We start from the raw sequence: 11,691 nt of genomic DNA, 5'->3' as shown, positions 1-11,691 counted from the left end.
CAAACATTGCGGATACACCATCCACGCTGATCTGAATGGGGCGATCAACATCGCCAAAGCCATTTCAGGGTTAGTAGCCTAGCACACTGGTAACAGGTGTGCCGCCCATCCGGGTACGTGCTAACCGGGTGGGATGGGCTGATGACACAGCCCTAGCTTGAGGGTTGCCCGAAACAGAAATGGACTGAGGGCGTTAACCACTCAAGAATCCCACGGCTTTAGCCGTGTGGAGTGTCAATCCAAGTATGATGCAAAAAACGCGCTGTCTCATCCAACGCTTGGTCCAGGTAAGGGGTTGTGCCGCGGAACGGGTGGACACAACCAAAAGTGTGATCCGCTCCTTCGATGATGACCAACCGGGCGTTGGCGGCGGCGCTTGAAAGTTGCTTGGCCGCGGCGAGCGGTACGGAGCGGTCGTCACTCCCGTGCAGGATCAGCAGGGGGCGTTCGAAAGACGGGAGGCGGTTCAGGATATCGAACCGCTCACGGTTGCGTTCCAAATCGTCCAACACCTCGCGGTAAATCGGCATCGCTTGTCCGGTGCGGGCGTTGAGGATGGTGGCAACGCCTTTTTCACGGATTTCCCGTTTCAGCTCATCGGAGAACAGGTCGACACGGGCAATGCTGTTCCACAACACGACAGCCCCGATCTCCGGGTGATCCATCGCGAAGATCAGGCTGTTCCCTCCGCCACGACTGTGCCCGACCAGGGCGATTTTATCGATGTCCATTGCCTCGTGCAAAGGCACATCTCCCTTTAACAGCCGATCCAGGAGGTATGCTAAGTCCTCCTGTTCGCGGGAATACGTATTACGGGCGAACTTGTCCAGTTCGTCGAATTCTTCCAGGCTTTCACCTACCCCGTTCATGGAGAAGTTGAAGGTGATGACAGCAAAGCCCTGGTCGGCCATTACTTTGGCGGCATGTGGGAAAAAGCCCCAGTTTTTGAATCCCTTAAAACCGTGGCACAAAATGACGACCGGGAGCGGCGACTTGGTCGTCGCGGCATAAACGTCTCCGCGGATGATGCGATTTTCTTTTCCCAAATCCCATGTGAAGGTTCGATGTTCCATATATGGCGGCGCAAATGGTACAGTCGCGCCTGCACCCTCCTTTCCGTGAATGCCTTCCTAGGACGTGTCTCATCAATCTGTTACTGGGCACATGTCAGGCGAGCGACTTACCAAGTCCCGGCAGAGCAAAGACTCGGAAAGCACAGGAATTAAATCGCGGGCAAATTTCTCTAAGCAAAGCGTACTTTGCTCGCGTTCTGAGCTCACCTAGTCGGAGCGCCCATGATCCACTTCCTTGCAGGGCGCAGGTGAGAGTAAGCAGGGAAAGCAATGTGGACAGTGTTTGCCAGACACGCCCTAACAAACTTGATTTCGCATCCAAACCGTCCATTTCCTCCTTCCCGCGACGCCTGCCGTCCAAACTAGGGGGATGGTCAGAAGACTGACAAAGTGTTAAAATTCGGGTAGTGATTTGCAAAGCGACAAGTGAATAGGCGAAAAGGTCTTTCATCCGCAACCGGTATGGATGAGCGGATGAAGGTGAAAAGGGAAGACCGGTGCAAATCCGGCGCGGTCCCGCCACTGTGAGTGGGGAGCGCGGTCGCACGATGCCACTGTCCGCGAAAGGATGGGAAGGCGCGGCCGAATGCGGTGATCCACGAGCCAGGAGACCTGCCTTTTCGCAGTCACTTGCGATTCTCCTTCGGGGTGTGAGGAGGAGCGCAACACTCGCGTGCGCGTTTTCCAGCATGCGGTATGCGCGAGAGGATTTCCCTGACCTCGATGGAGGTGGGGTTTTTTTATGTTGGTGAAGGGAAGGAGAGAGACTGGATGAAGAAGTGGTATGGTTGGTTGTTGACGTTGTTGTTGGTCATGACGATGGGGTTGGCTGGTTGCTCTCAGGCGCCTCAACCGCACGCGAATCACGGCGGAAAACAGGGTGCTTACCCGGTTACCCTCAAGGATGCATCCGGACAGAGCGTAACGATCAAGCGGGAGCCCCAGCGCATCGTTTCACTGATCCCCAGCACCACGGAAATCGCGTTTGCATTGGGTCTGGACAAGAAGATCGTCGGTGTTTCCTCATTGGACAATTATCCGGCGGAAGCGGCGAAGAAGGAAAAAGTGGGTGACATGAAGATCAATGTGGAAAAGGTGGTGTCGCTGAAGCCCGATCTGGTGCTGGCCAACCCGATGAACGGTCAAGATACGATCGGCCAATTGCGGAAACTGGGATTGACGGTGCTGGTGGTGGACGGACAAAGCCTCAAAGGTGTAGAAGATTCGATTCTCTTGGTGGGCAAAGCGACAGGGGCCGTGGACAAGGCGCGTCAGGTAGTCGCCAAGATGGAACAGGAGAAAAACGAAGTAACGAAAAAAGTGGCTTCCATCCCGGCTGACAAGCGGGTCAAAGTGTGGATTGAGTTGGACCCGACACTGTTTACCGCCGGTTCGGGCACCTTTATGGACGAGCTGATTCGTCTGGCCGGAGGGAACAACGTGGCCGCGAGCCAAAAAGGATGGCCTCAAGTGTCGGCAGAGCAGGTGGTCAAGTGGAATCCGGACGTGATCATCGCCACCTATGACACCGGCGGCAATAAAGTGGCATCGCAAATCGCCTCCCGCTCCGGATGGGCTGGGATCAACGCCGTGAAACAAAAACGGATCGTCACAGTCAACCCGGATTTGGTCAACCGGCCCGGACCGAGGGTGACGCAAGGATTGAAACAGATCGCGCAAGCGTTGTATCCGCAAGTGTTTGGTGCGAAGCAGTAAGGGAAGCATGATGCGGAGCAAGAAAGCGTGTTGGTTAGCGGGTTTGGCAGGACTGCTGATTTTGACGGTGGCCGTAGCTGTGTCCGTAGGCAGTACGCCGATCCCGCTGACAGATGTATGGCGGATTCTGGGTCGGGTGTTGCCTGGAGTTGGTTCGATGATTCAGCCACCGGGTGACCCGTCTGTCGAGACGATCGTGCGATCCATTCGGTTGCCGCGGGTTTTGCTGTCCGTACTGGTCGGGGCATCGCTCGCCATGGCGGGTGTTGTCTATCAGGCGTTGTTGCGTAACCCGTTGGCCGATCCGTACATTCTCGGTGTCTCGTCCGGAGCAGCCCTCGGAGCGGTCATTGCGCTGTTGACCGGATGGGGGGCAGCCTGGCTGGGTGGTTGGAACGTACCCGCATTCGCATTTATCTTCGCAATGTTGGCATTGCTGGCCGTATTGCAATTGGCCAGGGTCGGTTCACAGATGCGGCCGGAGACGCTCATCCTGTCCGGTGTGGTCGTACAGGCGTTTTTCGGTGCGGTACTGACGTTTTGCATCGCGTTGTCCGAAGAGCAGCTGCAACAGATCCAGAGCTGGCTGATGGGCAGTTTCGCACTGCGGGAATGGGAACACGTCGCCGTGGTGGTTCCGTTTCTGGCTATCGGTATCGTGGTGTGCTGGTGGTTTAGCCGGGAGTTGAACCTGTTTGCGTTGGGTGATCGGGCAGCGGGGCATCTCGGCGTGTCGGTCGGGATGGTGCGCGGACTGTTGTTGGTGACGGCATCACTGGTCACCGCCGCAGCCGTGTCCGTATCGGGAACGATCGGGTTTGTCGGGTTGGTTGTTCCACATGTGATGCGCATATTGTGCGGTCCCGATCATCGTTGGCTGATTCCGTTGTCCCTGTTGGCAGGTGGGGTCTTTCTGACGGGAGCTGATCTGTTGGCCCGGGTGGTGTTGGCGCCTCGTGAATTGCCGATTGGGGTGGTGACTGCGTTTGTCGGTGCACCGTTTTTCGCATGGTTGTTGAGAAACCATCTCCGTTCCCGCAGAGGGGAGGGATCGTCATGTTAGCAGCACGAAAGGTGGGCAAACACTACGGCGAACGCAGCGTGCTGTCCGAAGTAAGCTTGAATGTAGGCCCTGGTGAGATGGTGGGCATCATCGGGCCCAATGGCTCAGGCAAAACCACGTTACTCCGGCTGTTGTCCGGTGAGGAACGCCCCGATACGGGTACAGTGATGTGGGAAGACCGTCCGCTTGCAGATTGGCCGGTCAAGGAACGGGCGCGCCGAATCGCTCTGCTCCCCCAGGAAGGGTTACCCCCGCTTGATTTCACCGTGGAAGAAGTGGTGATGATGGGCCGTCACCCTCACCAGGGTTGGTGGCCGTGGATGACGGAACAGGATCGTGCACTGGTAGAGGAAATATTGGCCGATACGGAATTGCTGTCGCACCGGTGGCGACCCGTCGCAGTATTGAGCGGTGGCGAGCGACAACGGGTGGCGATTGCGCAGGCGATGGCGCAACAGCCCCAGTTGTTGTTGCTGGATGAGCCCACAACCTATCTGGATGTACGGCATCAGTTGAGCTTGCTCGACCGGATCGTGCGGTGGAAACGGAAAGATGGGTTGTCCGTCGTCATTGTGTTACATGATTTGAATTTGGCGGCGCAATTCTGTGACCGGTTGTTGTTGCTGAAAAATGGTCGGGTGATTCGGGAAGGGACACCGGAACAGGTGATCCAGGCGTCAGTGATCCGCGATGCGTACGGCATCGATCCGGTGATGGTACGCCATCCGTCTGCCGGCGTGCCGCAGGTATTGCTGTAGTCGAAGGAGAAAGGATCTGTGACCACGTCTTGCGGACAGCCGATTTCTGTGTCCCTTCCATTGGGCATGTCTGGTAAGTCCATGGGAACCCTTTTCCCGACTCGTTTCCATGTCTGAATGGGAACCGTTTCGGTATCCGCTTCATGAAGGAGTGAAAATGATGCGCATTTATACCCGTACCGGGGATGAAGGAAAAACCGGTGTCATTGGCGGACGGGTGGACAAGGACGATATCCGCGTCGAAGCGTACGGTACGATTGATGAGTTGAATGCGTTTGTCGGTGAGGCGATCGCCCGGATGAACCCGGAGAAACACGCGGACATGATCCGCGATTTGACCGAGATTCAGCACGAACTGTTCGATGCCGGTGGTGATTTGGCGCAGGTGGGGAAAAAGCGGCAGTATAAAGTGACTGCCGACATGGTGAACCGTTTGGAGGAATGGATTGACCGCTACATGGCGGAAGCGCCCGAAATTCAACGGTTTATCCTGCCTGGTGGATCTCCCGTTTCCGCAGCGCTTCATCTGTGCCGCGTGCTGTCTCGTCGAGCCGAGCGCCGTGTGGTGACACTGTGCCGCGAGCAGGATACCAACGACGAGGTACGCCGTTATTTGAACCGCCTTTCCGACTTTTTCTTCGCCATCGCCCGTGCGGCCAATGTGAGAGACGGTGTGTCCGATGTGGAGTACAAACGGGGCGGACAAGTGTTTCGATAAGGGTGAAGCGGTGTTCGGCCATACAAGGGGTAGGTTTGCCGGATTCGCGCTCTAAGGTTGCTAGGGCGTGTTTGGGCATTCCGAAGGAGTAACGTTTTCTCAGGCGAACGAAGACCTAAGCCCTGACTGAGCGAAGATTCGGGAAGCGCAGGATGGAAATCGCGGGTAATTTCCTCAAAGTGAAGGGTACTTTGCCCGCGTCGTCGCGACGGTCACCATCTGCTACCCTGCAGGGCGAGGTGGAGCGAGCCGGGAAAGCAATGTGGACAGGATTCGCCGACATACCCTCGAAGGAAGGGATCGAACACGCCCGGCTCCGCCAAGTTGGGTATACTGGTAACGGACAAACTGTGGGGAGGGTTTCAGATGGCGAAGTTGAAAATGTACTGGTATCCCCGTTGCGGCACCTGTCGCAAAGCCAAAAAGTTTTTGGAGGAACGGGGAGTTCCGTTTGAAGAGCAGCATATCGTCGAGAATCCGCCCAGCCGTGCGGAGCTGGAAGAGCTTATCCGCAAAAGCGGCCTGCCCGTGCAAAAGTTTTTCAATACGAGCGGACAAAAATACCGGGAGCTCAATCTGAAAGAAAAGTTGAAGACGATGAGCGATGAAGAAAAGCTGGATTTGCTCGCCAGTGACGGCATGTTGATCAAACGGCCGATCGTCACCGACGGCGAACGGGTTACGGTGGGCTTCAAAGAAGAGCAGTTTGAGGAACATTGGGTAAGTTGAGTGTTTCCGCCGCCTGAAGAGGGCGGCGGTTTCTTTCTCACTCGATTTTGCGTGCCACCTTCACATTGACCGCGTGTCGGTGCGGAATGCCGCTGGATGGACAGCGATTTCTCCTTGATGATCAGGTGTCCTTTTTATCGCGTGGTCTCGCCACCCAAACGTGCAACATAGGTGTCAACGACCGGAATTGAACGTTATATCCCCGTGATATCCACCATTGACACAGCCATTCCAAGCGAACATAGTATTCGGACGCTATCTCCCTCAGCACGTCCGTTCTGCCCGCCTGGCGGATCGTCTCTTTCCAGGCGTGAAACGTCTCGTCGCTCGCAATCATCCAATCGACCATCCCGATCCTTCCACCGGGACGCAAAACCCGGTACATCTCCTCCAGTGCCAGCGGTTTTTGTTCCTCGCGCAAATGATGAAAAGCAAAGCTGGTGACGACAAAGTCGAAAGCGTTATCGGGGAAGGGGATGGCCAAAAAATTGCCCAGTTTGGTCGTCATTTCGGGAAATTTCTCCCGGCAGCGTCGTAACATCTCCGCCGACTGATCCACGGCGGCCATCCAGATTCCGTTTGTCAGAAACCGTCCGGCCAGATTGCCCGTTCCCGTCCCCAGGTCTAATCCGCTTTCTTCCGGACGGGCGTCAATCCATTCGGTCAGCATTTGCAAGGCGTTGTCGTACTCTGCATACAGATCCAGCGGATCATTTCTTTTCACGCGCTGGTCAAACGTATCCGCCTGACGATCGAACGCCCATCGGTCTTGCCACTTTAACCGCCATTGTTCCCGCTCTTGCCAATGGCGTGTGAGATGGTACCAATCATCCCAGGAAGGGGCGCGGTTTTGTTCCCCGTTTTGAATCATCTGCTCGATGATCTCCAATTGATGCTTGAGTCGAACCCACTCGGTGAATGTGGCGGCCCGTTGCAGTTCCAGATAGCGGGTGACGACATGTTCGTGACCGCGGTCCACCTCCGCCAGCACTTTTTTGATCTCACTGACCGGCATGCCGATGCGGCGCAACGTGACGATCGTTTGCAGACGCCATGCTTCCTCCTCGGTAAAGGTCCGATATTGGTTGTCCGGTTCTTTGGGTGGTGTGATCAGCCCTTTTTCTTCGTAATAGCGGATGGTGCGCGGCGTGATGCCCAGTCGTTCCGCCATCTCCTTGATCTGCATCCTTCTCACAGGAGATCCCTCCCGTTTACATCATAAAGGTTGACGCCGCGTAAAGGTAAAGAGAGGTATGTACCGTCGGTTTCCGGTCAAAATGAAAAGGGAAATGGCTAAAAAAGGATGGATCATTGATGGTAAAAATGGTCGCAGATTACGTAGTGTCGCAATTGGCCGAATGGGGAGTGCAACGGGTGTACGGCGTGTTGGGGGATGCCAATCTTGCGTTGCTGGATGCGTTGTCCCGCCAGCCAAAGGTGCAGTACATCGCGTGCCGGACCGAAACGGCGGCGGCGTTGATGGCATCGGCGGAAGCCAAATTAACGGGAAACCTGGGAGTCTGTACTGCCACCAGCGGTCCCGGTGCCGCCCTTTTGCTCGCGGGGTTGGGTGATGCCGCATTGGACCAGGTCCCCTTGTTAGCCGTCACCGGTCAAGTGCCGCGAGAGAGACTGGGGACGGGGGCAAAACAGGATCTGGATCAGCAATTATTGTTTCAGGCTGTCGCGTCCTATTCTGCGCTGGTGGCGGAGGCTCGTGGATTGCCGCTGCAATTGCATTTGGCGTTGCGGACGGCGGTGGAACAGGGAGGGGTGGGCCATTTGTCCGTTCCGAAAGATGTATGGAGCATACCGGTTTCCGACCCTGTTTTTCCCCTCCCCCCGGCCAAATGGAAACCGGAGATTTCCGCAAGGGATGTGAGGACGGCGGCGGAGTGGCTCAATCAGTCCCGACGCCCCGTTTTGCTGGTCGGACGCGGAGGAGAACGGGCAGGTCAACAGATTGCGGCGATGGCAGAACAGCTGGATGCACCGGTGATTGCCACCATGCCGGCACGACCGGTGATTCCCAACGACCATCCCTTGTTTGTGGGGGGATTGGGGCAGGCGGGCAGCGAACCATCCACGGTGTTGCTCAATGAAGCGGATGTCTGTCTCGTATTGGGAGCGACTTGGTGGCCGAAAACGGAAATACCTCGGCATATCCCCATCATCCAGGTCGATGCCGATCCCCGTGCCATTGGACGGGTCGTACCGGTTACCGTAGGGATTGCAGGTAAGGTGGAAGCGGTGGTGCCTGCCCTGTCTGGTCAGTTGCAACAGTGGGACCGCTCCGAATGGCGCGCACGGGTGCATCAGCTGCGGGAGGATTGGGAGCGTCGGTTGGCCGATGAGGTGAGCCAAAGCGGGGTGCCCATCGCCCCCCAGCGCGTGATTCACGCTTTGTCCCGCTGTGTCGCAGAGGACGCGGTGATAGCGGTGGATACGGGGGACCACACGTTGTGGTTCAACCGCATTTTTCAAAGTCGACGGCAGGAGATTCTGATCTCGGGACGATGGCGGACGCTGGGATTTGCCCTGCCTGCGGCTATGGCCGCCAAGTTGTTCTACCCGGACCGACAGGTGGTGGCGTTGGCGGGTGACGGCGGGGTGATGACGACGATTGCCGATTTGGTGACAGCGACCCATTATGGGTTGGACATCACGCTGGTGGTGATGAACAACGGATCGTATGCCATGGAGAAAAATCGGATGCAACTGGCCGGATTCAGCACCATGGGCAGTGAGACGGTCAATCCGGATTTCTCCGCTCTGGCAGTCGCATGCGGAGGAGAAGGGTTCGTTGTCGAGCAGCCGGAAGACCTGGAGCCGGTGTTACAGCGGGCGTTGGCTAGACCGGTGCCCACTATCGTGGACGTGCGCTGTTCGGATGTGATGGTGCCCCATACCACATTTTGAAAGGGAGGATGTGTCATGTGCGGACGTTTCACGCTGACCGCAGGATTGGGGGATATCATACGGCGGTTTCTAATCGCAGAAGCGGAACAGGTGGAACATGAGCCCCATTACAACATCGCACCCACCCAGCGTGTCCCGGTAGTGGTCGGGTTACCGGGAGGTGAAAGGAGGTTGATGATGTTTCGTTGGGGATTGATTCCACATTGGGCGCGTACGCCGTCGATCGGGCAGCGGATGATCAATGCCAGAAGGGAAACCCTGCTGGAAAAACCGGCGTTTCGCTCCCTGGTACCTCGCCGCAGATGTATCATTCCCGCAGACGGGTACTATGAATGGAAAGTGTTGCCGGACAAACGGAAACAACCGTACCGGATTGTGCCGGAAGACGGGTTGGCGGGTTTGGCCGGGCTGTGGGACCGATGGGTGTCGCCGGAAGGGGAGACGGTCGATTCGTTCACCATCATTACGACAGAAGCGGTCGGGCCGGTGGCGTCTATCCACGACCGCATGCCGGTGATCCTGCAACCGGATGCGGAGTCAATGTGGCTTGATGCTGATCTGCGCGACCCGGTCGCCGCTGTGGAGATGCTGGTTCCGCGTGCGGACACATTGTCGTTTTATCCCGTCTCCACGGTGGTCAACTCGCCACGGAATGATGTGCCGCAATGTATTGAGCCTGTGGAGGGGGATTGACAACCTGATCACAGGAGTCAATTGACCCGTAAAAACTTGCGAAAAGGTTCAACTCCTTCCTTCACAAACCGGCGACCCACGGTTTCAGCAACTCGTCATAAGCCGTTTGTGCACCAATCAAGATCAGCGTCAAGCCAATCAGGGCCAGGATCCAGGCTCTTCGTGATTCAAACAAGCAGGAAAGAGCCATAAAAAAGGAAAAGAACAAGGACTTTGAAACCGGATGGTCATGTTCTCCCGACAACCATCGGATGACCAGTTGAAACGCTACCAAACCCAAAAACATGGAAACCGCCTTCTTCACCCGTTCACGGAACGGTTCGCTCGGAAACGGGTCGACAGGATTTCGGTAGCCCGGTGTTCGGGAGAAATCCAGCTCCTCTCCTCTTTTCACCACCTGATCCTCCACAACTAACGCGTATCGGGTTCTGTGGTTGGCAAAATCCTGTTTGACCATAAGGCGTGCTTCCAAGTTTCCGAGTGGCAACGCTATCTCTTTGTTTCTCCACCACGAAAACTTTCCGACTTGATGGCCGTTCACCCATACGGTGTGCGTCCATCGCCAGTTCTCCTGGCGGACCTCCACCCGTTGCGTTCGCCCTTCCCGGTCCGCAAACACCCACATCCGTGTTTTCAGGTCGGAGCACATCGCATAGAGAGGAGACAGGCTTTCCCCGTTGTCTGCATCTTTACCGTCCAAATAGAGGCGGAAAACCGGTCCCTCCGGCAAGCTTTCCAATAGTACCCCGTTGTCTGCCTTGTTCAGCGGAAGCGGAAACCAGATCAAGCCGCTGTCATTTTTGAGGGAATTCACAAGCGCATGCAACATCGTATGCTTGTGTACTTCCCGCCCGTTCAACAGGATCCGGATGCGTTGCCCCTCCGCTTGCACCGTCACCTCATGCGACTTTCCTTCCTGTGTTACTATCCAGGTCTGGTGACAACTGTTGGTTCTCCCGTTTTCCACAGTCTCCCCCCACAAATCCGGAACAGATTGTCCCGTCGTCGCGGATACGCCCTCCACCAACAGGTCAAGGAGGAGATGACCTTTTTCTTTCATTCCGACACGGATTTCACACGAAGTCTCCTCAATCCGGAAGGGGATGCGAACGGATTCCATCTTCCATGCAGAGCCTGTTTCCGTCACCGGTTTTCCGTTTACTTGCACACGCATCCGCCGGGTCAGTGGATGGATCAGCTCCACGCGATGAAGTTTTCCGTTCAAATTGACCTCCCATACCCGTAAGTCACAACGATCCACCGGCATGAGCGTGAACGGCTCCATTTCTTCCCCTGTATCCTGGGAAACACCATCGATGGACAAATCATACAAGCTTTCATATTCCGACAAACGCCGGATGTGTACGCCGACGACATGCCGGCCCAAACAGAACAGATGGTCGCTGTGGCGGTCGATGACGAAAGACTTTTCCATCATCCGGTCATCTAGCAGGATTTCAATCTGCATGCCGTTCTGGTGACGCAGGTAGACCTCGTGCTCCCCATCATCAAGCCGAATCTTCCAGACTTTCTCGATCTCGCTCACTGGTGTGGCTTTTCGCTCTTTCACCGGTTGGCCGTTTGCCACCGATATCCCGTCCACGCTGAGATCGGTAAGAAAAGAGCCTTTCCCGTTTTCCCGCCGGAAATGTACTATGACGCGGTGCCTGCCGAGCCGCAGGACGTGATGGTGCTCCGGAGCATCAAATAGAATCGTCCAAGATTCCATCGCTTTGCCGTCCACCCAAATCGACCCGGCACTTCGGCTCCACTCCGCCTCGATCGCTGTCTCCCGACCATCCAAGCGAATCGACCATTTTTTTGTCTTTTTCTTCCGTCCCATTCTCCTGTTTCCCCCGATGATGAAGGTGGATATTATTCTGTCGATTACCAAAATTATTTCTTAAAAATGCTGACCCAACTTCGTCTTTCAAAGCTTGAGAGGGTACAAACGGAACCGTCCAACGCTCATCGCCTGCCAGACTTCTCGTTTCTTCGGATGAAGTCACCCATTACAAAAGG

At 56.0% G+C, this 11,691-nt stretch carries 10 protein-coding genes and 1 riboswitch; of the genes, 7 read left to right on the top strand and 3 right to left on the bottom strand.

The window, feature by feature from the left end; all coding sequences use genetic code 11:
- Positions 1-218 precede the first annotated feature (218 nt).
- Positions 219-1,073: an alpha/beta hydrolase family protein gene (locus NWF35_RS09100; RefSeq protein WP_301238738.1), complete on the bottom strand. Its 855-nt coding sequence runs from the start codon at positions 1,071-1,073 to the stop codon at positions 219-221.
- 429 nt (positions 1,074-1,502) lie between these two features.
- A riboswitch (cobalamin riboswitch) is annotated at positions 1,503-1,707 on the top strand.
- A gap of 137 nt (positions 1,708-1,844) precedes the next feature.
- Here NWF35_RS09100 and NWF35_RS09095 point away from each other — a divergent pair.
- From NWF35_RS09095 to NWF35_RS09075, 5 genes are all read left to right on the top strand, one after another.
- Positions 1,845-2,789 (top strand): ABC transporter substrate-binding protein, encoded by a 945-nt coding sequence (locus NWF35_RS09095; RefSeq protein WP_301238737.1) that lies wholly within the window; start codon positions 1,845-1,847, stop codon positions 2,787-2,789.
- A gap of 7 nt (positions 2,790-2,796) precedes the next feature.
- A complete protein-coding gene (locus tag NWF35_RS09090; protein WP_301238736.1) occupies positions 2,797-3,852 on the top strand; it encodes a FecCD family ABC transporter permease in 1,056 nt (351 codons plus the stop codon).
- Positions 3,846-4,610 (top strand): heme ABC transporter ATP-binding protein, encoded by a 765-nt coding sequence (locus NWF35_RS09085; protein ID WP_301238735.1) that lies wholly within the window; start codon positions 3,846-3,848, stop codon positions 4,608-4,610. Before NWF35_RS09090 ends, NWF35_RS09085 begins: the two co-directional genes overlap by 7 nt.
- Positions 4,611-4,770: 160 nt before the next feature.
- A complete protein-coding gene (locus NWF35_RS09080; RefSeq protein WP_301238734.1) occupies positions 4,771-5,328 on the top strand; it encodes a cob(I)yrinic acid a,c-diamide adenosyltransferase in 558 nt (185 codons plus the stop codon).
- Positions 5,329-5,694: 366 nt separating this feature from the next.
- Positions 5,695-6,057, top strand: a complete 363-nt coding sequence (locus NWF35_RS09075) for an arsenate reductase family protein (RefSeq protein ID WP_301238733.1) — start codon at positions 5,695-5,697, stop codon at positions 6,055-6,057.
- A gap of 121 nt (positions 6,058-6,178) precedes the next feature.
- On the opposite strand, the gene NWF35_RS09070 is transcribed toward NWF35_RS09075, so the two are convergent.
- Positions 6,179-7,243, bottom strand: coding sequence for a MerR family transcriptional regulator (locus NWF35_RS09070; protein ID WP_301238747.1), 1,065 nt, complete (start codon positions 7,241-7,243; stop codon positions 6,179-6,181).
- Positions 7,244-7,371: 128 nt separating this feature from the next.
- Between NWF35_RS09070 and NWF35_RS09065 the strand changes: the two genes are divergently transcribed.
- Both NWF35_RS09065 and NWF35_RS09060 read left to right on the top strand, forming a co-directional pair.
- The gene (locus tag NWF35_RS09065; RefSeq protein WP_301238732.1) at positions 7,372-8,976 is read left to right on the top strand and encodes a thiamine pyrophosphate-binding protein; all 1,605 of its coding nucleotides are present in this window, start codon (positions 7,372-7,374) and stop codon (positions 8,974-8,976) included.
- A gap of 15 nt (positions 8,977-8,991) precedes the next feature.
- Positions 8,992-9,669: an SOS response-associated peptidase gene (locus NWF35_RS09060; RefSeq protein WP_301238731.1), complete on the top strand. Its 678-nt coding sequence runs from the start codon at positions 8,992-8,994 to the stop codon at positions 9,667-9,669.
- Between the two features lie 61 nt (positions 9,670-9,730).
- On the opposite strand, the gene NWF35_RS09055 is transcribed toward NWF35_RS09060, so the two are convergent.
- Entirely contained in the window at positions 9,731-11,512 is a 1,782-nt protein-coding gene (locus tag NWF35_RS09055) for a hypothetical protein (RefSeq protein ID WP_301238730.1), read from the bottom strand.
- Between the last annotated feature and the right edge of the window lie 179 nt (positions 11,513-11,691).

The organism is Polycladomyces subterraneus, assembly GCF_030433435.1.
GTDB classification, from domain to species: domain Bacteria; phylum Bacillota; class Bacilli; order Thermoactinomycetales; family JIR-001; genus Polycladomyces; species Polycladomyces subterraneus.
This window is presented reverse-complemented; position numbering and strand designations above follow the sequence as displayed.

Coding starts and splice junctions, on each gene's coding strand:
- NWF35_RS09100 (WP_301238738.1), bottom strand. CDS start 1,073: ATGGAACATCGAACCTTCACATGGGATTTGGGAAAAGAAAATCGCATC.
- NWF35_RS09095 (WP_301238737.1), top strand. CDS start 1,845: ATGAAGAAGTGGTATGGTTGGTTGTTGACGTTGTTGTTGGTCATGACG.
- NWF35_RS09090 (WP_301238736.1), top strand. CDS start 2,797: ATGATGCGGAGCAAGAAAGCGTGTTGGTTAGCGGGTTTGGCAGGACTG.
- NWF35_RS09085 (WP_301238735.1), top strand. CDS start 3,846: ATGTTAGCAGCACGAAAGGTGGGCAAACACTACGGCGAACGCAGCGTG.
- NWF35_RS09080 (WP_301238734.1), top strand. CDS start 4,771: ATGCGCATTTATACCCGTACCGGGGATGAAGGAAAAACCGGTGTCATT.
- NWF35_RS09075 (WP_301238733.1), top strand. CDS start 5,695: ATGGCGAAGTTGAAAATGTACTGGTATCCCCGTTGCGGCACCTGTCGC.
- NWF35_RS09070 (WP_301238747.1), bottom strand. CDS start 7,243: ATGCAGATCAAGGAGATGGCGGAACGACTGGGCATCACGCCGCGCACC.
- NWF35_RS09065 (WP_301238732.1), top strand. CDS start 7,372: ATGGTAAAAATGGTCGCAGATTACGTAGTGTCGCAATTGGCCGAATGG.
- NWF35_RS09060 (WP_301238731.1), top strand. CDS start 8,992: ATGTGCGGACGTTTCACGCTGACCGCAGGATTGGGGGATATCATACGG.
- NWF35_RS09055 (WP_301238730.1), bottom strand. CDS start 11,512: ATGGGACGGAAGAAAAAGACAAAAAAATGGTCGATTCGCTTGGATGGT.